Origin of the sequence: Leptospira noumeaensis, assembly GCF_004770765.1 — a bacterium.
Lineage (GTDB): Bacteria > Spirochaetota > Leptospiria > Leptospirales > Leptospiraceae > Leptospira_A > Leptospira_A noumeaensis.
In genome coordinates this window covers 1-24,207 of the sequence record NZ_RQFK01000008.1, presented here as the reverse complement: position 1 = coordinate 24,207, position 24,207 = coordinate 1, and the positions used below count along the sequence as shown (strand labels likewise).

Below are 24,207 nucleotides of genomic sequence, written 5' to 3'. Positions count from 1 at the left end.
TCTTTTATAGAAGAGATTGCTTATACAAAAATTGCAAACTGAAGCAAGCGAGATAGAAAGGTGTTATTTCTCTTAAGCGGCCTTCTTCCAAGTGTAGGTGTGGTAGAGTCCGCCTAACACTGGAATGGATTCTAGTTTACAATTTCCTTCTCTTGGTTTGTGTAAGATCGGTGAGGGAACAGGAGTTTCTTTGTTTAGTGCGAGATGGGTTCTACTGTGGTTATAGAAGTGAATAAACTCTTCTAGCTTTCCTTGCAAATGATATTCGTTTATTGGGATAAAGTAGTCCAGAAATTCGTTTCTACATGTTTTGACAAAACGTTCTGCATATCCATTTTGCCACGGAGATCGGATGGTAGTTTTTTTGTGTTTGATTCCAAGTCTTTCCAAATACCTGGTGAACCGTTTCCCAAATAAAACATCGTTATCAGTAATGATATAAGTTGTGTTTTCTAATCCTTTTTTTCTAAAGGCAAGTTTAATGACTTTTCGTACCCAGGAAGTTGTGGGATTCGCATGGATATCAAAATGAAGGATCTTTCTTGTCTTTATTTCCATAAAGAAAATCACTTTATATATTTCTCTAAACTGATAGGATAATACACTGAACAAATCAGAAACGATGAGAGAATCGGAATGAAGGTTGTAGAAGTGATTCCAAGAAAGTCTTTTTCTAGGATCAGTTGGTCTTTTTGGAATATAACGAGAGACAGTTCTTTCTGAGACAAATAGGCCTAGTTTGAATAAAATACCATGTAGTTTGGTGGCACCCCAAATTCCATTTTCTTTAGCAAGTCTCCGAATGAGTTTGATAAGATCCCACGGGATGTTAGGTCTCCCCATTTTTTTTCTTTGAGAGAGAAGTTTCCAGAAAAGTTGGAATTTCTTTTTTCTCCAATTGAGTAGAGTGTTTGGTGATACAAGGATGAGTGAGGATTCCCAATTGGGGGAGAGATAGGAAATGAGAAGTAATATGATTCTATCCATTGGTTTTGTATGGAAAGTTTTCTGTTTTCTTTTGTAAATGGCGAGCTGTGATTTGAGGAAGATATTTTCTATGAAAAGCTGCTTGTAACGAACAAGGTAATATAGATTGAGAAGGAGAGAGAAACAAAAGAGGAGAAGAAACATATTTTTAGAAAGTTATTTTTTTTATGTTAGTTGTAAATAGAGAAAAGCAAGTGAATAGAACCCCATCCCGCGCCAGCGATTAATCCGCAGCGACCATAGGAGCGAGGATACAAGCAAACCGAAGGTTTGACTTGGTGGATGAGCCTTGCGAATCCAACGTAAGTAAGGCGTCATGACAATCAGAAATAAATCTCCGAAAAAAGCGCAAAAACAAAACCCACTGTGTGCGGAAATCCTTTCCAAAGGAAAGATTGTAGCGTAAAGCGCGGTCGGTTATGAATTAAAGTAATGGCAATCAAACCAATGCGAGGCGCACAAGCTTTTCATACACAGCGAAAAATAATGAGAGTTATTTGACTTACTTTAGTTTTCGCCTTAACCATTCGGCTCACTCCAACTAAAGAAAATTTATTTAAATCCTAACGGAAAAAATCCTTGTACTTTTTCTGAATCTAAGTTTTCCTTGAATTGTCTTAGGTGAAGATCCAAATAGACACATCCCCCCTTGAGTTTGCCCTCTCGGGGGATCTTTCTAACTCCTCAAAAATCTCTAGAAATTATGTCTCATTGTTGTTGACAAAATCAATCCTCCGGGTTTAGGTCTTACTGTCTGGTAATAGGCTTTTACTGGATGGGGTAGGCAAAGACCTCGGATCACTTCACCTAACTTGATCCCCTGCCACAAAAACAATGTTAAATGGTTTGGCCGAAGGCGTGTCTAGGCAAATCAAAGGGACAATATGAGACAAGGAATTTGGATCCCTGCTCGAATTGAGAGTAGGAAGGATCTTTCAATCGCTGAAAAAGTGATTCTTTCAGAAATTGAAAGTTTTACTGCCAATGGGAAGTGTTTTGCATCAAACGAGCATTTTGCGAATCTTCTGGGATTGAAACCAGATACCATTTCACGTATGATTTCCAGACTTAAGAAACGGAATTTTATCATTCAAACAGGTTTTGATGGCCGTAGACGCTTCTTATCTTTAGGGTCTGCCTTGGATGATAATACGACACTGAGTGAAGTGCCTATGATCAACCGACAATCCAGCTCAATCGATTTTTCCCTCTCAGCCTTGGATGAAACACCAACTCCTTTACAGAAGGATTCAAAGATTGGTACAATAGAACAGTACAAAGGAATGCTAAACAAATTTCCTGAATCAACGAGGAAAGCCGTAGAACGTGTATTATTTGAAGGTGAACAACCAACTTCAAAGCATTTGGCAAGGATTGTGAATTCGATTACGGCCGTGGTTGTGGGAGATGGGTGAGGGGGAATCGTGGAATTAAATTAGTATTTTCTATCGGGTTTGAATTCTATTGATGCATTCTTTGCTTCCTCCGATGAGTAGACTCAAGCAATATTCCCCGGAGAACGCTGAAAAAAGGAAAAAATGTCTATAGATTGAGTAATAAAATGGTCGTAAATATATTTAATGCATATTAAAATAGTCAAGTAGATAGATTCCAAAAACCATGAAAATTACCAGAACCTATTCACGTTTGGCAAAAGAAGCCGCAAGTCTCCTCGGAAAAGAAATCCAACTGGCACGAAAAGAAAAAGCATGGTCGGAACAAACACTGGCCGAACGGATTGGAATTTCTCGAACCACATTGCAAAAAATGGAAGTAGGGGATATGACAGTGGCGATTGGATTAGTGTTGGAAGCGGCCGTCATCCTTGGGATCCCACTGTTTGTGAGTGAGAGTCCTTCCCTATCGCAATCAATTCGAAGTGCATCAGACAAATTGACACTGATGCCAAAACGCATTCGAACTAAAACAAAGAAGGTGAAAGATGACTTCTAAAGAGGCCTATGTTTGGATTTGGTTGGATGGGAAAGTGGATCCCATTGTTTGCGGAAGGATCGAAGAGGAGAGTGACTTCTATTATTTTAATTATGGTAGAAGTTACTTAGAGAAAGCAAAGGGCAATACAAACACCTTGTCGATTTATGAACCAGAATTACCTCTCATAGAAGGAAGACTTCCTTTATTAAACAATTTAAAGATGCCAAATGCAATACGGGATGCATCACCCGATGCTTGGGGGAGACGTGTGATCCTAAACAAGATCTCTGGTTCAACAGCAAAAGATAAAGACACAGAAGAATTGAGTGAATTATTATATCTTTTAGAATCAGGATCCGATCGTATTGGTGCCCTTGACTTTCAAGAATCATCGACTCAATATGTGCCAAGACAACATACAAATATTTCCTTAGAAGAACTACTAGATTCTTCGGAAAAGGTGGAAAATGGAATTCCACTTAGTAAGGACTTAGATGTTGCACTCCTTCATGGAACCTCCATCGGTGGTGCAAGGCCGAAAGCATTGATCGAAGAAAAAGAAACCAAATATGTGGCCAAGTTTTCATCAACTGCTGATTATTATCATGTCGTCAAAGCAGAATTCATAGCCATGCGTTTGGCCAAATTGGTTGGGATAGATGTGGCCGATGTCAAACTCGTCCAAGCGGCAAAAAAGGATGTTCTCCTCATCAAACGCTTTGATCGTATCCGAAAAAAAGAGGGATGGCTAAGGAATCGAATTGTATCGGCTCTCACACTCTTTGGACTAGATGAGATGTTTGCACGTTATGCCAGTTATGAAACACTTTGTGAAATCATTCGGCACCGCTTTGATTCTCCTAAGGAGACATTAGGAGAGCTTTTTAAGAGATTGGTATTCAATGTCCTTTCCGGAAATACAGATGATCATGCAAGAAACCATGCCGCCTTTTGGGATGGCAATTCACTGAAGCTCACACCAGCTTACGATATTTGTCCGCAAGCACGGTCTGGTAATGAAACTTCCCAAGCGATGTTAATTTCTGGAGAAGATAGAAGGAGCAGGATTGATGTTTGCTTAGAAGCAAGAAATCAATTCCTTCTCTCAAAACAAAAAGCATTGGAGATTGTAAATTACCAAATCCATATAATTGAAAGAAAATGGAAAACCGTTTGTGAGGAAGCAGAGTTAAGCCAAGTAGACAGGAATTTACTATGGAAACGACAGTTTTTGAATCCATACTCATTGGATGGTGTGAAATTTTAAATTTTGGCATACATGCGAAGAATTAGATTTTAAAAATTCTTAATCACAATCATCAAGAAAGAAGTTTGTTTATCGTTCTACAACTCACCCTCTTTATAGGATAAATTAAACTATGAAACGATATATGTAGAGAATCAATTCATGATTTAAGTTCGTACAGCATTTTCAGCACCTAATCTCTATTAGGAAAGAAAATCCGTCTCTAAAATTCGACAAATAGGACTCGTTTACTGTCGAATTTGTCGAATTTGTCGAATTTTTACACCAAATACAGCAGAGAGGATCACTACACTGGGAATGAACTTCTTGGGGTGCTGCATTGATTCCAAACGATTCTATCATAGGTATTTTTATCTGAAATCTGAATCCAACTTAGGTTTGGTTCCTTAGTTTGGTATTGATTGGAACTTTTCTTTTTAGTCTTTTGTTCCTTGGGGAATCTGAATGTTTCAAAGGGAGGAATGAAAGCTCTTAAATAATAAGGCATATTCTTTCGTTTCTGGATCCAGTGCAACATGCAAATAACACGATGAAAGAGCTCAGAATTGGTTTCTGTTTCAGGGAATCTTCGATAAATCCTTTTCATGAGGCGTTTGCTCATTTTGTGATTTAGTTCCGATACAAATCCAAAGGAAGACAAATCCCAATCAAGTTTATCCAATTCTTGGCCGTGATCTGGCGATTCTTCTCGTCCGCAGTATCCAAAGTATAATACACCATCTCCTTCTATTTTCTTCATCCACAACTTATTTGCCTTCCTTCTGGAACCATTTAGCTTTGGGAGATTGAATAATGATTTCGCTAGTTCTTCTCTTAGTTTCCTTTTAAAGTTTCTCACTTCTCCTTTCGGGATTAAAATGTAACCATGGAGGTGAGGATTGTATTTTCCATCAATTGAATTACCTTCAAAGGTCATGATTGGTATTTCTAATCCTTTCAGTCTATATCGGTAGATCTTTGCACTCATATAATATAATGTTTCCTCAAGAGCAATTTTTAATTCCTTCATATCAGCTTCTTTATCTCCTCTGCTTATAGTGAAAGCATATCCAAGGTAACCAATCTTGCTATATACATCATGGTTCTTCTTATTGTACTTCTTAAGGCAATTCCAAGTTGTTCTGTTAGTGACTCGCTTAACATCTTTTATGTTCATCGATTCTTTTCCGTATTCTCTTTGAAGTTTACGCCATCTTACTTCACAGATATTGCTGATCCTGTTTCTATTAAACCTTTCCTCTGTTATATCCTGTAGACATAGCTCGACCATATACGGTCCTCCCGCTTTTAAAAATTTCGAAAGTCCGACAACAGCTCCCGGAGGATTATAAGTCATCGTACTTTCTGGGGTTTTCAAAAGGAGGGCTTTTAGGACGCCAAGTGATTACCTTGACTAAATCCTATAAAAGAATCAGATATCGGAGAACCGATATCGCATATTTTTTTAATTTTTTCTATTTTTGCTGTACGAAAAAATTTTTAAGAATCTCAAATTTTTAAGTTCACGAAACGGTGTTTGAAAAGGTTGGTAAATGTTATTATTATAATATACGTATGCAATTTGATTCCGAAGTGCTGCATTTGATGCATTTAGTTGTGAAATTTTATAGATAGATTTTTTATTTCCGGGGTTCTTCCGAGTATTTACTCGGAGAAACCCAAACTTACGCAAACACGAATTATGTGCTACAATTGCTGCAACAACAATAAATCCCCTAAAAAGAAATCAGGGTATCCAAAAAGAGAAGCTCTATTTAAGGACTTGGATCCTTAATTTCTTCATCATTTGATGAAGAAGAAGAAGTTTTCCATTCATTTACTGCCTGAGGTAATATTGCTTGAAGGCGAATGGATTTTTGCCTCTCCATTTTAACCTCTTCAAGAGCCTGTTTGAATTTTGGATCATTTTTCGACCATTGCGTAATGATCGTATGATTCTTTCCCAATGCTTTTGCTGTCTCTCGGTAACTGCGTCCTTCTTTGATATTGACTAAAGCGGTTTGTTTTTCGGCAGATAGACCGGGGTAGGGATTCTCTAAATTATCATTCCTATTATACCATTCCTGAATGAAAGACTTGAAAGCATTATGAAATTGCTCCGGGGTTAGGTAAAATTCTTGTTTGGTAAGTAATTGGTTTTGCAAAATGTGGTCTCCTTCGATTTATTACCTTGATTTTATAAAGTTTTCAGATATCGGAGAACCCCTTTTGCGATTTATCGATATTCTGTGAAAAAAAATCATGAAAGTGGAAATTTTTCGGTATTTTCTAGATTGTACCCTTTGGGGTATAAAAAAGCCTGATCTGTTGAAAATAATCCCGATCGGGTATAATATACTTTACTTTTATCATTTTATACCCGAATAGGTATAAGTATGGCAGTAGTCAATTTACCCGATTTTGTCAAAGGGGAACGAAAGAAAAATTCTTTGACCCAAGAAGATTTGGCTCGTATGACAGGTGTTGGCTTGCGGTTCATACGAGAATTGGAACAGGGAAAACCTTCTCTACGAATGGACAAAGTAAATCAAGTTTTAGAAGCCTTTGGTGCAACCCTTGTCCCTGGACCTATATCAAATGAGAAAGTAAATGTATCGTAAAGGTAAGGTTTTCTACAGAGAGATTTTGGCAGGGGAAATCTTTGAGAATGAAGACGGTTATGCCTTCAAATACAATGAAACATTTTTAAATGACGAAACTTGTCCTGCAATCAGTTTCACATTACCAAAAAGAAAAGAAGTTTATCTTTCGAAAACATTATTTCCTTTTTTTGATGGGTTGATTCCAGAAGGCTGGCTTCTCAACCTCACTCAAAATATTTGGAAACTGAATCGAAAAGATCGATTCGGTATTCTACTGACTGTTTGTGAAGATTGTATTGGTGCAGTTAGTGTAAAAGGGGAAGAAAAATGAAATTTTGTCTTCTCTGTGCAAAAGCGAGTGAAGCAGACTATCATCCGCACTGTAGTAAACTTCTATTTGGGAAAAATCAAATTCCAGAAATTGATATTGATATCAAATCAATTCGTGAGATGGCAAAACAAAACATAGAGTCAAGAATGACTGTTACAGGTGCTCAGTCAAAGATCTCTCTCGAACTTGATGATACAAATCCAAAGTCAACAAGACTTACGATTCTTACAAGTAATGGTCACTTTATCCTCAAACCGCCTTCAGAAGAGTATGCGAATTTACCAGAAAATGAACATCTTACCATGTTACTCGCAAAGGAATTTTCTTTTCAGGTAGCAACCGCTTCACTGATCCGACTCAAATCAGGAGAACTTGCCTATATCACCAAAAGGTTTGATCGCATAGGAAATACCAAAATTGCTCAGGAAGATTTTTGTCAATTGACAGAACGCCTAACGGAAGATAAATATAAAGGTTCTTATGAATCAATCGGACGGTGGATCAAACAACATACATCGTCTCCTGGTATTGATTTGGTTCGTTACTTCGAAATGATTGTTTTTTCGTTACTTACAGGGAATTCCGATATGCATCTAAAAAACTTCTCCATCCAAACAGATCTCGATGGCAGAATTAAGTTAGCGCCTGCCTATGATCTACTTGCGGTCAAACTATTCTTTAAGGAAGACAATGAAGAACTAGCTCTTACTTTGAATGGCAAAAAAAATAAAATCAGCATCGATGATATTATCGCATTTGGAAAATCCATCCAACTCACAGAATCTGTCATTGGAAAAACACTGAATCAAATCCAAACCAGGATTCCTTTTCTCCTAAAGAAAGTCACTGAATACCCTTTTTGGAATTCTGATACGAAGAAGTATGTTAAGTTAATCCAAGAAAGGGGGAAGAGGTTAGATTGGTAGGGACGAGAAAAAGTTGTTTATATCCTGAGACGAACAAGACAGAAAAAGCCACCATTAAATGAAGTTCTAATACTAGAAATCAGTCTCCTTTATAAGAAAAGAGTATTCTTAAGATATCAGATTTTACCGCAGAATGTTCTTCTGAAATGATTTCATTATATTTTTCTTTATTGGAGAGATTTATACCTTCATTAAATATTGCATTAGTTATGCTTGATTGATGGTCATCCAAAGTTTTTAAAATTCTATCATAGAATGAATTATCGATGGCTAATAATGGGTCAGTAAATTTACGACGAAGCTGAATAAAGAGATTGGAGATATCTCCTTCTATAGTTTTTTTAGTATTGAGTTTTAAATTTTTTCTTTCTAATAGATGAAGCTTCATTTCTAGCTTTTCGAATATATCGTAAAAATATTTTAAATTGTGATCTAAAACCAAAATTTTTAGTAATTGGATCTTTCTATCTTTTTCCCTTTTTATTTCATCTTTCTTGCTGTTGGACAAAAAAATTTTCAAAGCAAACCCAGAATTGAATAAAGCGATCAAAATCATAGAGACCTTATACAGAACATCCAGAATAATCGAATCGATGCAAAAGACAAGGTCAATCATGTATTAACCTAATGCAGAGTTACGTCTTAAAATTCTAGCAATTGCTTCATCCAGAGCCCTTTCGTGATTGTATTCTCCTTCTGAAGTAAACTTAAATTTTTTTCTGAATTCGTCCTTGCCTAATTTTAATACAACATTAATAAAGAGTTCTTCAAAAAATGAGGGATTGATCGAGTAAATGTTGTCTGGAATGATGATTTCAATCTCTGAGAATTTGTTCTCTAGCTCATCTAGCTTTGCACTAGTTCTAACGTGCATACCGCGATCCCTACCAGTGAATACTTTAGCTATATTACCATCTTTTCCCTTTGCACGATAATCTTCTAGATAGATTTTGTTTTCTTTGCTTTTCATATCATTGTCCCTTTGAGCGGAAGTCATCGTCGTTGAATAAAATTTTCGCGCTTATAATTGTTCCAGGAAAATACTGATCAACGTGCTTAACAAACTTATTGTCTGGTTTATCTTCAATATTCCCAGAATCGTTGAAGGTCATCATCTTAAAATTATCTGAATGTATTTCTTTGTCTACTATATTATACGAACCGTCGAAGGTAATATTTGTATTCCCTGAAAGTATTACCATTCTGGATACTTCTTCTTTTTCTTTCATCTTGCCTTTGATATTGAAGAAACTTTCGATAAATCGAATAGAGCCATTCCCCCTTTTTTTATAACTTTCTGGGGCTACAGATGTAACCCCTTCTTGGAGTGCATAAAGTGTCCACAGTGATTCCTCTTCAAATTCGCGTCCTTTAAATAGCTTTTTTGCAGTATATTGCTTTGATAGTTTTTCCATTTTTTCAACAACATCCTTATTTGGACAATTGTCATCTTTGAATTTTTCATATATAGTTTGACCAAAATTTAAAATCGTTAGTCGAAAAACTCCATAGTGTTCTTCTCCTTCGAATTCATGAAAATAACCAATAGAGAATCTATATTTCGTTGTAGAATGTTCTTCGGCATTGATCAGAATTTCTCCGATCACAGTGCTTAAATCTTCAATCCGATCTGTAGTTAATTTTCGGTTTAATCTGCCTAGACAGGATAAGACATAATCAACAAGTTTTGTCGTATCTAATTCTTTCTGTTCTTCGAGTTTGATCTTATTGATATTTTGGTCCCTGGAGTGAATACAGAGTGGATAAGGTATGATTTCAGGATAGGAAGTATGCCTATTTGAATGTATTGCAACTGATCCCACTGAATGAAGTAGCTTTTCTACTTCTTCGGAATTAAAATTAATACCATTTATTTCTACTACTTTACTGGCCTCGATAAGGTGGGATCTTTTTCTGTAATTAAAGTAAGCGATTACATCTTTCAAAATTATATCTAGGAGAGATTGTGCACTTAGATCGATTTTTACACAATCGTTATAATCAATATAAATTTTTGTATAAGATTCATTTATCAAAGATCCCAATAAATTTTTTATAAAATTATAACTTTCTTTGGGGTTATCTATAATTGAAAAATGAGCAGGAACTTTGAAATAACCATTATTATTTGGTATTGGTTTACTAATTTTTTCAATGTGGAAGACAGATTTACTGCAATTCAAGAGATAGGATAGGTTTGTTGGCATCCATGTTCTTTTGCTTTCATTAAAGACTAAACTTATAGTTTGATTAGTTTTCCTAAGTACATATTCAGAGTACTCTAGTTTTCTTTTATTTTTAAGTTTTTTTTTGCTTAAGAGTTTTCTCTTTGCAAGTTTGAGATCTCTTTTTTGCTTAAACAGTTTAAAGTTTTTCAGATACATCTCTCAATTTGGGTAAGTAACGTCATAAAGTGAAATAAGCTTGCCAGACATAGTCAGGCCTTGATCCTCGAAAGACGAGTTAGGACCTGAAGCGATTCTTACGCAAGCAAAAGGATTGCCAGGAACCTATGCGGTCTAATCAGATCGAAGCGGTAAGCCGTAGTTAGTTGAAATTTGAGTGTCTTGAAATTTTATTCAAGTATTATTATATCTTGTTTTGGAGGTGTCCTGAAAAGATTTTTATTGCGAAGCCCTCTTAGCAAAGCCAATAGAGTATTTTTTTGATTGAGGTCTTGACAAATTTAAGTATTATGTGTAAACTTTTGTATACTTAACAAAGCACAAGCAGAGGGTAATATAGATGGGATTGAAACCAGGTCCAAAACCAATTGCAAAATCTACAGGTAAACCAGATCAAAGACGTCGCGACAACAAAGGTGCTGAAGGCAATACTCCAAGTTTGAAACCTTCAAAAACCTCAAAGAAGTGAAATCTGAGCGAGTGACTTTTTTCCACAAATGCCATCCATGATGACCAATAACTTACCGAGAGTTTTTTTGATATTCTCACTATAAACGATCGTTCGACTGTTTATGTTTTCTGCGGATAATTACATGTCTTTCATCCAAATTATTTTTATTTGGAATACCATCAATTATGAGGCAATACTCAGCTTCCTAGAATATAGATTATGTCGCATAACAAGTGATAGGTTTTTGAGTGTACTCGTACATCCTTTACAGCTTTGTTCCAATACATACTTTACAAAAAGATGCATCAAAATCCTGATTCAGACGCTAATGAAGATGGAATTGGGTTTTTAAAATGCAACAATTTTCCTGTGTATAAGTCTATTACTCCAAGACTCACTCCATAAAAATGAATCTTCACATGTCTATCTGAGATTTCTTCTAACCCAACTTCTTCCAAGGCCAGAGCGGAAGACAAAAAGATGCGGTATCCCTCAAAATGAAGATTCCCTATATCATTCACTTCACCAATCATGATGTTTGTTGGATAAGAAGCCTTTACGATCCAATTGGTAAACTTTCGTTTGGACTTCCTATAATGATTTGCTGGAAATGAATTCTGGATTCCTTCATGGGGTCTCAGATAGTTGAACTCCTTTTGAAACTCCCGAAATGCTTTCTGTTGGGCTTCTAAACTCGATCTCGGCGGCAAAGCCGTTTCTTCTTTTAACGTTTTATGCATTCGCTCATGCCGACCATTCTGTTGAGGTTTACCAGGTTCGATACGCTCCAATTTAATTCCAAGTTTAATCCACCAAACGGAGAGTTTGCTAAGTCCTGCAAGAGCATTCGATGCAAACGGAGTTCCATTGTCCGTTCGAATTGCAAGAGGCATACCATACTCCATGAATAACTTCGTAAATTCATTGATTACATTGGCTGTATCCGCCTTTGCCACAATCTCACAACAGAGTAAAAATCGACTGTATGCATCAGTTACGGTTAATGGGGTACATCTTTCTCCATTCCCTACAGTGAAATGACCCTTAAAATCTGCGCACCAAATATCATTGGGACCAAGCGCATGAGAAAACGGTTGTTCGATACTTTCCCTTCGTATCCTTCGTTTAGGAGGTTTGATTAGATTATTTTGTTTTAAGATACGACCAACAGTACTCGGATGAGGCCACTTCTTGATCATATGGATCCTAGCGGATAACGAAGCCAAAAGTTTCCTTGCTCCCCATCTAGGATGATCTTTTCTTTCTTGTAAGATGAGTTCAATGATCTTCTTTCGAGTTTGGTGCGGGTGTCGTTTGGGCTTTCGGCTTTTGTCTTTTAAACCATCAAGACCATAACGCTCATACTGTTTTAAGTATTTATATCCAGTGACCCGACTAATATTGAATTCATGGCAAAGGTCTGTGAGAGTCCAACCTCCACGTTTCCACGCAACAACAAATTTCATTCTTTCTTCAAACACGTTTGTCTCCTTCCAGGTCATGACACACTCCTGGTGTGTACATCGTGTTCTGAATCGAAAAATTAAAATCTAATGCGTAAAGGATGTATTGAGATCAATTTGTAAAGGAAGAAGTAAGTACAGACCTTTTTTAACAGAAAGGCACATCGGTAACACTTTAGATCACTTACATGGGTTACAGTTTTACTCTTCAATTCTATGCAATAGTTTCTGGTATTGCAACACTTTACTTGTATATAAATCCAAAATTCCTAGAATTGCGTTCGCATAGTATAGACGACAATGCCTGTCAGAGATCTCTTCAAAGCCAACGAACTCTCCAATAAATGGATTCCCAAAGAAGACTCTATGAGCGTTATACTGCGCAAAACCACTTTCATGGACTTTATCTGTAACGATATGAGTTGGATAGGCAACCTCAAGGATCCTTCTGGGAAACTCGCGAATGGACTTTTTGTATGCCTTAGAAGGAGTTAGAAATCCTAATGCTCCATGAGGACGAATTTGATTGAACTCATCACGAAAGTTATCAAAGGAATTCTGTTGAGCTTTTAGACTTGATCTGGGAGGCAATGCGGTTTCTTCTTTTAGAGTTCAATGCATTCGTTCATGCCGACCATTTTGAGATTGTTTCCCTGGTTGGATCCTTTCCGGACGTATTCCTAATTTCAACCACCATACGGATAGACTTGTCAGACCTCCTATCGCCTTACTTGCAAATGGCGCACCATTATCCGACTTGATAGCAAGTGGAAGTCCGTATTCTTTAAAAACCCTTTCAAATACTGCGGATTGGGTGATTCGTTTTCTGGATTTATCTTTGAGTCCATCAATTCTTTCCGACTCGTAGTTCTTAAGATATTTATATCCAGTTTTTCTTGAGATTTGGAAGTCTCTGCAAAGATCAGCAAAACACAATTTTCCACTTTTAAAAGCTGCTATAAATTTGATTCTTTCTTCTATCACTTTGGTTTCCTTCCAAAGCATCGGATCTTCCTCCGATACTCAATGTAGGTGTTACCCTTGTGAGTTGTCTCTTTTGTTACCTATCTGACCTGTTTATACCTTTAAATGAACGAAATTTTTCCTTTACTGCTAGTTTCATTCATACTAAATTCAATCTGTCACGACACCCATGCAGATTCCTCAATTCGAACAATTTCTCATCAAATCAACTCCAGATAATTTTTTTTCTACATTAGCTGGTTGCGATGGTGGCAATATCAATGCAAAAGTTTGGGTAATTGGGCTAGAATGGTATGGCAATTTAGATTTATTTCAAAAATGGAATTATAGGTATGAAACTATAAAGTTAAATAATGAAGAAATTCTGGTTCCATACAGAGATCAAGATTGTTTTTCGACAGGTGATACGAAAGAAGACAATATACTCTTAAAAAATCCGTTCGATAATTTATTAGCAAATTTTGCGATTGGGCTAACTCAGCAAAAGGACGACGTTGTTGACGAAAACTTTATAAAGAATACCCTTTATGGCAAAGATTCACCAATTTTTAAACTAAATCTTTTTCCACTCCCGCGCAAAAAATTTGATGCTTCGATTGATGAATATAGGGGAACATTTTCTCATAAATTACCCAAAGAAATTTATAAGAAAAAGTGTATCGATTATAGATTTCCTTTATTCCGGAATCTAATAAAAAAATACAAGCCAGATGTGATCATTTGTTTAGGTTTAGGAAAGGAAACTAGAAAGTATCATAGCACAGCAGTAGGAATCAAATCTCCCTTTGGTGAATCCAGCGATCCTATCAAGTTTAAAGAAAATGATTACGCTGCGAAACTGAAAGGTTACTTTTGTTCAGAACTCTCATTCGGCGATAAAAAAATTCCAGTTTACAATTTACCATTTTTAACAAGCAGGTTTGGAATGGGCTGGAATATGGACGTTGCAAAAAATTTTGCAACCTGGGGAAACGAATTAAGGTGGGCTCTTAAATGACCCCCCTCCTCGCCTCATCCTTCAAATAATCCGCAGCTTCCATCGCAAGAAATCCCGCTTTAACTATCGCCTTTGGATCGTTTTCCAAAATGCTCAACCAAGACCCAATATACTCTCTATGTTGCAATTCTCCACTAAATCCAAATTCACCTGCAAAGATTGCCGAGCATAGTTCGGCGACCAATTCTTCAAAAGCGTAATTGCCTTTTCCTTTCGAGAAGTCTCTGTGTAGTCGATGCCAGGCACCTGTCCAATGGCCTAACTCATGTAAGTATGTTGCCCAATAGCCGGTTTCACTTTTGAAATACTCTTTTTTAGGCATACGAATCGTATCCGAAGTAATCACGTAAGATGCTTGATCAACTCCAACCTCCTCCATCTTATGTTTGATCGATTGCACAAACTGATCTACTCTATCAGGGGCATTTTGAATCGTCATCCTTATGAACGTATCATATTCACTTTTAGGAACATTCATTTGCGCAATGTTAAGAACTGGATGTGCTTTATAAACCGAATATGATTTATACTCGATCTCTGCTCCTTCTTGTTCTTCTTCGCTATCCTCAACAGTATTCTTCTTTTTGGGAATGTTTGGAACCTGAACACGACAAGGGTACAAAACCTCAGTCTTTGCAGATTCCCCTTCTTTTAGATGATAACCAAGTTTTTTCCATTGTAACTCGGTGGCCCAAACCGGATATTTAAACCCAAATTTCTCTAAGCTACCTGTGAGCCAAAGACTGTTCAGTAACCCATATGGTTTATATGTTTTTGCATTCCTTGGAAATCCAAAACTTTGCCATGGTTTGACCCACTTCCCAAGACTACCTGACTTAATTGCCTCCATCACATGATTTGTAATAGTTTTAATAATTGTCTTTGAATTGTTCTTATTCATACCAATAGGTGTAAGGCCGACTCTAAAAGTGTCACATTTCTTGGGAAAAAATCCGTCAAAAATACCCTCTGACAGGCTACCTAGGACAAATGGGAGCTATAAAACCGACAATTCCCCTACTCTACACTTCCATCAGGCCAAAACAACCTCACTGGCTTCCCTGTCTTTCTAGCAAACCGAATCGTAGCCCACGTTCCGGAACGAACTTTCTCAGGCCCACCTGGGAACGCCCATAGTTCGTTTGAAGCCATAACAATTGCAGCGAAAGAAACGCTTCTTTTGTGTATCATGAAACCAGATTACACTACAAAACTTAACAATGGGGAAAACTATTTCCGAAATGTAGTTAATTACTACTAGTGTTTGATTGTTTTATTAATCCTGACCGAGTAGCTCTTCCAATTTTTGCGCATCTGCTTCTTTAATCCCGAATTCAGTAAGTGGAGGAGCATTTTTCTCTAACTTGTAAAGCTTATATGCCTCCTTTGCACTCTCCAAGAATTCTTTCGATTCAATATGTCCATGTCCAAAGAACATTGGCCGGTCTACGTCTGGATGCATTAGATAAAATAACTTATCATTTTTGGAACGAAGATAGATGATTACAGGCGACATATCCGGGTATGGTGATAAAATAAAACTAAGTCGACAATCACGGAACTCCTTCGTAAACTTAATGCAATATACTTCTTTTAGTGTATCGATCCCTGCCCAAAAACCAACTTGTAAATAAGAAACAAATCCCCCAGCTTCTTTGTCAAAGTGAATAGCAAAGTAGGTTTCACTTACTTGTTTGTGTATAACTTCATAAAAATCATACACCTGAATATTCCCTTCTTGATCACCGATCTCTTTTCTGAAACGAGCTGGATCGATTCTTTGGTAATTTTCATAAGGAATTTCAAAAACTCGATTAATATGAATTGTGTTGAATAAAGAATTCGCTTCATTCAATAATATTTTCTCTTCTGTAACTTCTTTCTCTACCACTAGGGTTTCTTTTTTGCAGTTAAGGAATAAAAACGAAACCAAAAATAAAGTTATAATCTTATTGTTATAAATGTGCCGCAAGACTTATTACCTCAAAATTTATCATTACCACTGTTCACTGAGAAAACTTTTCCCTTCAACCGTAAACCTCTAATGTTACAACAGGATTGCCAGTTGATTCAGGATTAGGCAATACTTCTATCTTACCAAACAATTCTCTTAACTTTATTCTACTGCAACACTGGCCGCAGTCGCACCGTAAAGTTTTCCCAAAAGATCAGATCCTGTTTTGCCAAACTCTCAGGCCCAACGGCCGACTGGATCCGAATGCGAGTCGAAGGTGCCAATTGGTTTGTCCAATGCAAAAACTCTTTCCATACTTCCAAAGGATTCTTTGTAATTATGTTATGTACTTTTGTTGTAATAGGTACAAAAGGAACCGCTGAAACTTCCGAATCTGCCTTGGATTTTTGCACGGGAGCACTTGGTTTTGTTTCCACTGCCGGTTCGGAAGTAATTCCTAAGCAGTATGACAATTCGCGTCTCCTTCCATCGAAGGAAAGTTGTGAGATATAGTTTCGTTTTCTCATTTTGGAAATCATCCGAGAGATAGTATCGGGTTTTTTCCCAAGCAGTTTCGCAAAGTAAGTGTTCGATGCAAAACACCCTTTAGCCAAAGTTAATGATCGAATTTCTGAAAGCAGATACTTTTCAGAAACACTCAAATCCGGAAGGCATTCAATCTCCCTGGGAATCCAAATTCCTGTGCGGTTGGTTTTCATTTTAGGTTCCTTCTTCCAAATGAACACTGACTCCGGCTACGAGCATCTGGTCGTTTTTATGCCAATGCATTCATCGAACGCATCACTCCCCTACTCTACTTGCCATTGGTTTTTCAAAACGAGACAAACCTTCGGTCGAAGTAAAATCGAGAAAGTGGAAAGTTCTTTCGAACGTTCCGTCGGAACTTTTTTTAGGAATTCCGAGTTAAGTCATAACGGCTATGTGGTAGAGCCGTGTCCGGCAGTGTCCACCGAACGATCCCTAAATGTACCGATGTCGATAAACTGTCAATAAATAAAAGAGACATAAATCTGGGATTTTTACCACTACCTTACCGAAGGTCTGGCGGTGGTGCAAAAGAAAGTTGGTCTTGGAGGAGAAATTTGCCCTGGCTGGCTACCACACCTTCCAGGGCGTTTGACTTAACCCGATTAAGGATTACTTACGAACTACTCTAGCCGAAGTACCACAACAGTACAAGCATTTTTTTACTGGGTACGTCGATAAGCCTAATTCGTTAGGTGTTAGTTTTTTATTTTCCAGGCAGAATAGATCCAATCTATTAGGAACCCATTCGTGCCATTGGTGGTAATATTTGTAGTAAGCCTTAAGTTAACGAATCCTTGTATGGTGGTATCCCCTCTTTGAGAGAAAGAGATACTAGCATTGCTAATAATTTGGGCGCCTCGCATTTGTTTGATGGCCATTACTTCAATCTATAACCGACCGCGCTTTACGCTACAATCTTTCCTACGGAAAGGATTTCCGCTGCAATCGCTGGCGCGCGGTATTGAATTCAAATCACTACCCATTGCTACCTATTCTAATTAGCAGAATACCCAGTAGGCTTGATCATATCATCATACAATTCATTTCTTATTCTTTGCTTTTTTCCAAACTTCTGCTTTTTCCCGAATTGCTACAACATCCGGTTCAGCGGGAGCTCGGAGGAATGCCCCGTAAACATAACCTTCCCGTCCATCATCTAATTTGACTTTGCCCCAAGTGCCGTAGTGCGGAAACACTTCTTCATAGACTTCTGCATCCGCGATGACTTCAATTGGTGTGTCTTTATTTAATTCCGTGATGATTTCTGATTTGGTAGAGGGTTCTTTGCGAACACGTACTTTGTTGTCTGCGATTTTGTAGAAGCCAGGAGCACGGAAGAAAACTAGGTTTCCACAGCCTTTTTTACAGGATTGTTTCTCCTTGATCACTTTTTTGATTTCTCCCGAAGGTTCGAGCAGTATCTTTTCGTCGCAAGGATCGAAATGATAATAGCATGCCACTTCTGAAAGGATGCCATTACTGTATTTGAAGCTGATACCTGTTAACGAGTTATCAAAGGCTCTCCCGTCTTCTACAATTGGAAGAATCGGTTCTCGGTTATAAATTTCCAATATTTTACCTTTGTCAAAACTGAAGCCTTTACTCTTTCCAATTCGTGGAGAACTTAAATATGTATAATTATCTTCGATATATACGGAAAGCATCCTAATTTTTGATGAGGCTTTTATTAATATTTTATATTTTTTTCTTTCCTCTTCATACGCTCTACTTTTTGTCGGGAAGCTTGATATCTCAAATTCTGGAGAGAGCGGGAATCCGGAATCTTTTAAAAATTGAATTTCTTCAATCAAAGTAGTCTTATCAGAACTAGGCGATAAAACTGGTTCTGATTTAGCGGAATTCGAAGTGCATGATATAAGAATCAATGCAAAGACAAAGGAAACAAAAGGTTTCATTTAGAAACCTCTGTTACATGTAAATGATGCCTATGGTTCCACATTTGCTTAACATTATCATCTGACAATTTGATCTCAGGAAGATTATTATCTTTTGAATACTGAATTGCTAATTCTCTCATCGCCTTGGCATATTCCTTTTGTTTGGAATCCTCAAGTGTTTCCCAGTTTCCCTTCGACCAATTTGTATCTGGGGTTACTGCTGTAAAAAAGTTAGGTGTTCGATTCCCGTTTCCATCCACCATATAGTAAGGGTTATAAGAAAACTTATTAGAGTCGTTTCCTGCAATTTGATCTAAAAATCGATCGAGCGGAGCCTGCGGAGTAGGGGGAACTTCACCAGCTATAAAATCTTTGTTTCCGTGAGAAATTAAAATCTCATTTCCATCTGTATCTGTTACCGAGCCTACATCAAATGAATATCCACCCCCATGGCTACTAGAGTCATCGCGTTTCACTGAAGTCAGTCCGAGTGACTCAATTTTAGAATTCTCAGCCGCTTGCGAAAGTTTCATCCAATTGGCACCATCTGCTTCTAAAATAGATCTTTCAGGTGTTACTTTATGGTCACCGATAAAATCAAATGTAACTCCATTAACCGACGTTGTATATACAGTCACACCGTTTACCTCACGCTGCTCAAAATTTCCAATAGCTTCCAGCTTAGCAAAGTTAGGGTTGTTTTTTGGATCGAATACGTCACCACCTAAGTCTTTTTTGATTGCATCCAAAGCTTCTCTTCTTCTATCTGCATCAGTAGGATTCATAGAAAGTGGCTTCCCATCTAATCCAGTTAGAATTTTTCCAGTATCTGGATCAATTTTAATTGAATAGTCTTTTGGAAGTGTCTTTAAAGCATCTGCAAAATCCTTTTGCTGTGCGGCCCTTTCTAAAAGAGCCGCATCGCCGCTCGCAACTAGTTTCATATTGCCAGATTCGTCTTGGTATAATTTATACTTCGCAGTTACATCATTATACTTTGTTGGACCATCGACAACGATTCCAGCAGTTATCTTGTCTAAACTTGTTACAGAAATCTTACGATCTGTATCTCTTGTCTGGATCATTTTAGCAACATCGCTTTCATATTTTTTCCAATTTTCATTGTGAGTCGATAAAGCTTTTTTATAAGCTGATTCGAGATCTCCCAATTGTTTTGTCAGTTCTTTCTGAGTGATTTCTTTATTTTCAAATTTCTTGATTGCGTCTGCAAATCCTTTTTCGGCGGCTGCTTGTTTAGCCTTTAAATCTACATACGAATCCTTTAAGGATTGAGGTTGAGCCATCGCGGCGAAATCTTTATCTAAAATAAGTTGGTGCGCTATCAGCTTGGATGTTTCTGCATCTAAATTTTGGATCTTTCCACTTTGATAATCCTCCAGTTTTTTTGAAGCAGCAATTAACTGATCCGCAGTTGGCCTTACATCTTTCAGAAATGTACTGATCGCTCCACTGGTTGCTGCTGATGTTTCAATTAGCAGCTTTCTTGTGGACTCTAATTGCTGACGTAATGGAGAATCAGAATCAAGTTTCACAATCGATTCACCCATCAATCGAATTGCTTCTGAATTTGCAATAGTCTGATCGTATTTGTTTTTAGAAGTATCGTAATTCGAATCGTGGGCTGCTAACGAATCTGCATAATTTTTGATGAGTTGCTGATTGATAAAACTTTCTACTTTGTCATTTATTTTGCGAACATCGGATTCTTTTGCAGGGTTGATTTCTCTTTCCTTTACAGCAACCTTATCTGTTTTGGTAATTACTGTTTCTGTTGCTTTCAATGTGCCTGTCAGGTTTTTTCCGTCTTTCACTAGCTGGTTTATTTCTGAAGGGCTTAGGTCGCTGAAATATTTTTTGATTTCAGCGGGAGACTTCCCTTTCAAATCATCCATTACTTTATTTAATTTACTGTCGGGATTGTAAGGTTGTGCTGGGTCTGGTTGCTTTTGACCTCTTTCTGTAGGACTTGCCGCTGGATCAGAAGCTTTCGATCCCTCTTCTTTTTTCCCACCTGGTGCTGGCATGGCCTGTGCGACGTTAGGAGGTGTAGGCGGATCTGATGCCTTCGGTGGGTCTTGATTATCTATAGTATTTCCGTCCTCATCCTCCCTCTTCCTATTCGGCTCTGTAACGACAACAGTTTGAGTATTAGGAATCGTAGGTGAATTCCCCTCACCAGGAGTCGTTCCGATTCCATAAAAGAGTGCAGCGCCACTCGCAAGAGACCCACCAATCGCAATAGCGTAGTCAATACCAGTGTTTATATTCTTATCTATATAATCCCCCATGTCCGCAAAGAATGCCTCAATGGCGTTAGAGTTTTCTTTTGGTAGGTTAGCAACAGCCTGGTCAAAATCATTATCACTCATCTTAGCCACATCGTTAGCAGAATATTCGCCGCTTGCGATCAGTCGAGCGGTGTTCTGGTCTTTTTGGGTTTTATCTTGAGCCGCATTGATATTTTGCTCAGCAAAATTGATTTCATCCATTTGGAATCCATCCGGACCGTTGGTGGCGATGCCTCTACCTTCGAATTCTAAAGATGTAGATAAACCATCCCTACTTACTGTAGAGGTGAGTGACAATGTCGTTCCCGGTATAGTATACCCAAGGCCGGCAGAAAGTCCGGATCCAGCTAGATCATAGTCCATTGAAAAATCAAAACCGCTATCTGTGTCCATAGCAAGACCTACTGTTGCCTGACCATTGGTGGTAACATTTGCCGTTAGTTGGAGATTTTCTTTTAATCCTGCGGAACCCTGGAAAGTAGTATTTCCTCGTTGTGAGAAGGAGATACTGGCATTGGTAGTTGAGTTTCCTAAACCAATAGATCCACCCCAACCATCGCTAGGTGAATAAGTGACACCAAGACCGGGCGTGATACCCGCGAACAGTCCAGACTGAATTGGGCCCATGAACTGTGTAACGCCACCAAGAATACCGTTTGCCATACCCGCAAGGGCACCTTCAATCCCGTTTCTAGCTCCGTATGCACCTTGGACAATCGTATTTCCAATAGCAGAGAATAACATTTGTCCACCTTGAGTAACCAAGCTAGCACCTGTTGTAGCAGCACTACCCATCAAAGCACCAGCTGAATTGATAAAGTTCCCTATAGCACTGATAACTGAATTTGCAGAGTTGATCATTGCCCCAAGAGCTGCGCCAGCTCCAAAAGTAAGAGCCGTTGTAGCAGCCGTAACTGCAACCTGTTCAATTGCTGCAGCTTGTGCTTTCCTATCGTTGATTCTCTGCTGATGATCTGCGTAACCTTTGTCTACAAAACTCTTAGCAATGCTAGGATCAATTCCCATAGAGGTGGCGATCTGGTTAGCAATTGCTTGTTTACCTAGTTCATCAACAACGGCTCTTGTATTAGAAATATCAATCACGGCAGTATGGTGATGCGCCACAGATGATTGCATTCCAAAGTATTGGTATGAGAAGGCTAAACTAGCTTGTGTATAACTTGCAGGATTATAATTTCCTATATTCGCTAGTGAATGAGTTGCATTTATTGCAGACTGGAATTCTGACTCTGTGACACCTCCAGCAACCGCAACAGTTTTTACAAGTCCCCCAACAACTCCTACTACATTTGCACCTATGTAAGTAAAAGGATCTCTTTGCATAGTTTGTCTAACTCTGGCAGCTTGTTTTTCTCCATGGTAATCAGTAACCATATTGGAGACAAGATCCAATGGTAATCCGGTAGCACCAGCAATCGCTTGGCTGACTCCACCTTTAGCAACTTCAAATTCTCTTGCTTTGATTTCTGCAATGCGATTTTCTTTGGCATTAATTTGGTTCATTGTATCATTGAACGCTTCTTTACCCATGACTCCTTGAGCAATCATTGTATATGGTAAACGTATAACATTCAAAACGGATCCAAAAAGTCCATTAGTTGCCCGGTTTAAGATATCAGTTGAAGTAGTATAGGCGGTTTTTACTGCTTGTTCAACAGCTTTGATTTCTACTTGCAAACGTTTAATTGGATTAAAAAAATCCAAAGGATTTTCAAATCCAATGGCCTCTTGTGCTTTCTTATTACGGATTTCGACTCTACCTCTCATAAACTCTACTAGCTGTGAAGCTAGTTGTATATCTTCTTCACTACCACCGGTAGCAGAGATCCAAGCCTTAGCAAGTTCCATGTTGATGTGGTCTTCAATTTTACCCTTGATGGTAGATTGTATACCAGCAGCACCACCGGTAAAGTAAGCTAGTGCTAGTTCTTGTATAAGAGAATCGTTCTTTTCTTGGTTAATCTTTCTTTCTTGGAAAGCTTTCTCATTAGCAGCTTCGGTTTTGCGTATACTTGTAGTCGCATTACCAATAGCAGTACCATCTTTAGTAAGGTTTGTGTAGACGTCATTTAAGGCATTGCTACTAGCATCAGCAAAAGATTGCCAATCAGAATTGTCCCAAATATCAAAGAGTCCCTTGTTTGTAGGAGCACTCACCATCTCCAGATTGGATAAACTGATGTGACGAACCTCGTCCTTCTTCCCAGAATAGTATCCGTTTGCATCACGACCAGCAATGGATCCATCACTAATCCGTTTAGTGAGAGTAGCGACATTACTCACTTCATTGATGGAATAATCAAACTCTTGTACGAGTAGTGTTCCACACACTCCCGCAGTAGGGTTAGCAAAACACTTCCCAAAGTCCTTCTTCTGGTCATCAGTAAGAGTTTTATAATCAGCCTGACCCGTAAGGATCTTCTCTTCTAAGGTCAAACTCTTAACAAGTTTGCCATTCATGTATTCCAATCCTTGGTTCTTTAGCTCAGCTAATTCATTTTGGAATTTGTCCTGGAATGCAGATTGGTAGTCTTTACATTCTCTGGTGCATTGGAATGAATTCATTTGATCCAAATAGGCTTGGTTAGTGGAAGACAGGTTGCCTTCAGTTCTCGTATCCCAGTTCACAACATAAGCATATTGGTTGATTAACTTCTGTTGTTCAATCCTCTGCATGTTTTCATTGTTTTCGTTGGCAGAGAGAATTTGTGAGTATTGGTAAACCCCATTTGTAGTTTCCTGGAAGTAGTTGTATACATCCTTACCATTAATAGAAAGAGACGTGTCTACCTTTCTCTCCGTAGCAGCACCTAGGATCGAATAGGCTCCACTAGATCCGGAAACAGGAGAAAAACTCCCTACCCCAAAGGCAGAACCAATTTTGTTTTCTATATAGTTTGTGGTCCCTCTAAGGAAGTTTTCTTGGATGGATCTAACAGTTCCCCCTACTCCCGCAAATCCTCCAGGACTTCCACCCGCATAGGATTTACCCTCATCTGGACTTGTAGAAGTGAAGGCCATTGGTGCAGGAGGTTCTGCATCAAACTTTCTTTGGGATAATTGATCAATAGCATTGTCAAATTTAGATACAATATAACTAGTGTTAGTGGCAATATTCCCAGTTCCAACTCCATTTACAGTAGCATTT

The 24,207-nt window shown here is 38.1% G+C and carries 18 protein-coding genes and 2 pseudogenes; 7 read left to right on the top strand and 13 right to left on the bottom strand.

Annotated elements, in window-relative coordinates; genetic code table 11:
* Positions 1-72: 72 nt before the first annotated feature.
* Entirely contained in the window at positions 73-1,131 is a 1,059-nt protein-coding gene (locus EHQ24_RS01710) for an integrase core domain-containing protein (protein WP_135599986.1), read from the bottom strand.
* A gap of 740 nt (positions 1,132-1,871) precedes the next feature.
* On the opposite strand from EHQ24_RS01710, the gene EHQ24_RS01705 reads away from it, so the two are divergent.
* The 3 genes from EHQ24_RS01705 to EHQ24_RS01695 all read left to right on the top strand — a co-directional run bounded on the left by EHQ24_RS01705 (position 1,872) and on the right by EHQ24_RS01695 (position 4,189).
* Positions 1,872-2,402: a helix-turn-helix domain-containing protein gene (locus EHQ24_RS01705; RefSeq protein ID WP_135599985.1), complete on the top strand. Its 531-nt coding sequence runs from the start codon at positions 1,872-1,874 to the stop codon at positions 2,400-2,402.
* A 205-nt stretch (positions 2,403-2,607) separates the two neighbouring features.
* Complete coding sequence (locus tag EHQ24_RS01700; protein ID WP_135599984.1) at positions 2,608-2,940, top strand: helix-turn-helix domain-containing protein; 333 nt, start codon at positions 2,608-2,610, stop codon at positions 2,938-2,940.
* Entirely contained in the window at positions 2,930-4,189 is a 1,260-nt protein-coding gene (locus EHQ24_RS01695; protein ID WP_135599983.1) for a type II toxin-antitoxin system HipA family toxin, read from the top strand. The genes EHQ24_RS01700 and EHQ24_RS01695 overlap by 11 nt, the downstream gene beginning before the upstream one ends.
* A 286-nt stretch (positions 4,190-4,475) precedes the next feature.
* On the opposite strand, the gene EHQ24_RS01690 is transcribed toward EHQ24_RS01695, so the two are convergent.
* Both EHQ24_RS01690 and EHQ24_RS01685 read right to left on the bottom strand, forming a co-directional pair.
* Positions 4,476-5,546, bottom strand: coding sequence for a hypothetical protein (locus tag EHQ24_RS01690; protein ID WP_244310260.1), 1,071 nt, complete (start codon positions 5,544-5,546; stop codon positions 4,476-4,478).
* 397 nt (positions 5,547-5,943) lie between these two features.
* Positions 5,944-6,333 carry a hypothetical protein gene (locus EHQ24_RS01685; protein ID WP_135599982.1) on the bottom strand — a complete coding sequence of 130 codons (390 nt, stop codon included), beginning with the start codon at positions 6,331-6,333 and terminating at the stop codon, positions 5,944-5,946.
* Positions 6,334-6,564: 231 nt separating this feature from the next.
* On the opposite strand from EHQ24_RS01685, the gene EHQ24_RS01680 reads away from it, so the two are divergent.
* Genes EHQ24_RS01680 through EHQ24_RS01670 form a run of 3 tightly spaced genes read left to right on the top strand, consistent with a single transcriptional unit; the run spans position 6,565 to position 8,028 of the window.
* Positions 6,565-6,789: a helix-turn-helix transcriptional regulator gene (locus EHQ24_RS01680; RefSeq protein ID WP_135599981.1), complete on the top strand. Its 225-nt coding sequence runs from the start codon at positions 6,565-6,567 to the stop codon at positions 6,787-6,789.
* Positions 6,779-7,102 carry a HipA N-terminal domain-containing protein gene (locus tag EHQ24_RS01675; RefSeq protein ID WP_135599980.1) on the top strand — a complete coding sequence of 108 codons (324 nt, stop codon included), beginning with the start codon at positions 6,779-6,781 and terminating at the stop codon, positions 7,100-7,102. Before EHQ24_RS01680 ends, EHQ24_RS01675 begins: the two co-directional genes overlap by 11 nt.
* Positions 7,099-8,028, top strand: a complete 930-nt coding sequence (locus EHQ24_RS01670; RefSeq protein WP_135599979.1) for a type II toxin-antitoxin system HipA family toxin — start codon at positions 7,099-7,101, stop codon at positions 8,026-8,028. The genes EHQ24_RS01675 and EHQ24_RS01670 overlap by 4 nt, the downstream gene beginning before the upstream one ends.
* Before the next feature lie 79 nt (positions 8,029-8,107).
* Here the strand turns inward: EHQ24_RS01670 and EHQ24_RS01665 are convergent, their stop codons facing one another.
* From EHQ24_RS01665 to EHQ24_RS01645, 5 genes and pseudogenes are all read right to left on the bottom strand, one after another.
* A complete protein-coding gene (locus tag EHQ24_RS01665; RefSeq protein WP_135599978.1) occupies positions 8,108-8,584 on the bottom strand; it encodes a hypothetical protein in 477 nt (158 codons plus the stop codon).
* Positions 8,585-8,647: 63 nt separating this feature from the next.
* Positions 8,648-8,998: an STAS-like domain-containing protein gene (locus EHQ24_RS01660; protein WP_135599977.1), complete on the bottom strand. Its 351-nt coding sequence runs from the start codon at positions 8,996-8,998 to the stop codon at positions 8,648-8,650.
* A gap of 1 nt (position 8,999) precedes the next feature.
* Positions 9,000-10,412: a hypothetical protein gene (locus tag EHQ24_RS01655; RefSeq protein WP_135599976.1), complete on the bottom strand. Its 1,413-nt coding sequence runs from the start codon at positions 10,410-10,412 to the stop codon at positions 9,000-9,002.
* Positions 10,413-11,189: 777 nt separating this feature from the next.
* On the bottom strand, positions 11,190-12,386 hold the full coding sequence (locus EHQ24_RS01650; RefSeq protein WP_135599975.1) for an integrase core domain-containing protein: 1,197 nt from the start codon (positions 12,384-12,386) through the stop codon (positions 11,190-11,192).
* Positions 12,387-12,548: 162 nt separating this feature from the next.
* Positions 12,549-13,352: pseudogene (locus EHQ24_RS01645) on the bottom strand (integrase core domain-containing protein).
* 148 nt (positions 13,353-13,500) lie between these two features.
* Between EHQ24_RS01645 and EHQ24_RS01640 the strand changes: the two are divergent.
* Positions 13,501-14,328 (top strand): hypothetical protein, encoded by an 828-nt coding sequence (locus tag EHQ24_RS01640; protein ID WP_135599974.1) that lies wholly within the window; start codon positions 13,501-13,503, stop codon positions 14,326-14,328.
* Here the strand turns inward: EHQ24_RS01640 and EHQ24_RS01635 are convergent.
* The 5 genes and pseudogenes from EHQ24_RS01635 to EHQ24_RS19170 all read right to left on the bottom strand — a co-directional run.
* Complete coding sequence (locus EHQ24_RS01635) at positions 14,321-15,229, bottom strand: ArdC family protein (protein ID WP_135599973.1); 909 nt, start codon at positions 15,227-15,229, stop codon at positions 14,321-14,323. The two genes, EHQ24_RS01640 and EHQ24_RS01635, sit on opposite strands and share 8 nt — an antisense overlap.
* Positions 15,230-15,604: 375 nt before the next feature.
* Positions 15,605-16,219, bottom strand: a complete 615-nt coding sequence (locus EHQ24_RS01630; RefSeq protein ID WP_135599972.1) for a hypothetical protein — start codon at positions 16,217-16,219, stop codon at positions 15,605-15,607.
* A 230-nt stretch (positions 16,220-16,449) separates the two neighbouring features.
* Positions 16,450-17,001, bottom strand: a complete 552-nt coding sequence (locus EHQ24_RS01625; RefSeq protein WP_135599971.1) for a helix-turn-helix domain-containing protein — start codon at positions 16,999-17,001, stop codon at positions 16,450-16,452.
* A gap of 870 nt (positions 17,002-17,871) precedes the next feature.
* Positions 17,872-18,747: an SH3 domain-containing protein gene (locus EHQ24_RS01620; RefSeq protein ID WP_135599970.1), complete on the bottom strand. Its 876-nt coding sequence runs from the start codon at positions 18,745-18,747 to the stop codon at positions 17,872-17,874.
* Positions 18,744-24,207 (bottom strand): annotated as a pseudogene (locus EHQ24_RS19170) (hypothetical protein); the annotation flags it as partial. The pseudogene EHQ24_RS19170 and the gene EHQ24_RS01620, both read right to left, overlap by 4 nt.

Bases quoted from the DNA above. Each gene is read 5' to 3' on its own strand.
- EHQ24_RS01710 (WP_135599986.1), bottom strand. From the start codon at position 1,131: ATGTTTCTTCTCCTCTTTTGTTTCTCTCTCCTTCTCAATCTATATTAC.
- EHQ24_RS01705 (WP_135599985.1), top strand. From the start codon at position 1,872: ATGAGACAAGGAATTTGGATCCCTGCTCGAATTGAGAGTAGGAAGGAT.
- EHQ24_RS01700 (WP_135599984.1), top strand. From the start codon at position 2,608: ATGAAAATTACCAGAACCTATTCACGTTTGGCAAAAGAAGCCGCAAGT.
- EHQ24_RS01695 (WP_135599983.1), top strand. From the start codon at position 2,930: ATGACTTCTAAAGAGGCCTATGTTTGGATTTGGTTGGATGGGAAAGTG.
- EHQ24_RS01680 (WP_135599981.1), top strand. From the start codon at position 6,565: ATGGCAGTAGTCAATTTACCCGATTTTGTCAAAGGGGAACGAAAGAAA.
- EHQ24_RS01675 (WP_135599980.1), top strand. From the start codon at position 6,779: ATGTATCGTAAAGGTAAGGTTTTCTACAGAGAGATTTTGGCAGGGGAA.
- EHQ24_RS01670 (WP_135599979.1), top strand. From the start codon at position 7,099: ATGAAATTTTGTCTTCTCTGTGCAAAAGCGAGTGAAGCAGACTATCAT.
- EHQ24_RS01665 (WP_135599978.1), bottom strand. From the start codon at position 8,584: ATGATTTTGATCGCTTTATTCAATTCTGGGTTTGCTTTGAAAATTTTT.
- EHQ24_RS01660 (WP_135599977.1), bottom strand. From the start codon at position 8,998: ATGAAAAGCAAAGAAAACAAAATCTATCTAGAAGATTATCGTGCAAAG.
- EHQ24_RS01655 (WP_135599976.1), bottom strand. From the start codon at position 10,412: ATGTATCTGAAAAACTTTAAACTGTTTAAGCAAAAAAGAGATCTCAAA.
- EHQ24_RS01650 (WP_135599975.1), bottom strand. From the start codon at position 12,386: ATGACCTGGAAGGAGACAAACGTGTTTGAAGAAAGAATGAAATTTGTT.
- EHQ24_RS01640 (WP_135599974.1), top strand. From the start codon at position 13,501: ATGCAGATTCCTCAATTCGAACAATTTCTCATCAAATCAACTCCAGAT.
- EHQ24_RS01635 (WP_135599973.1), bottom strand. From the start codon at position 15,229: ATGAATAAGAACAATTCAAAGACAATTATTAAAACTATTACAAATCAT.
- EHQ24_RS01625 (WP_135599971.1), bottom strand. From the start codon at position 17,001: ATGAAAACCAACCGCACAGGAATTTGGATTCCCAGGGAGATTGAATGC.
- EHQ24_RS01620 (WP_135599970.1), bottom strand. From the start codon at position 18,747: ATGAAACCTTTTGTTTCCTTTGTCTTTGCATTGATTCTTATATCATGC.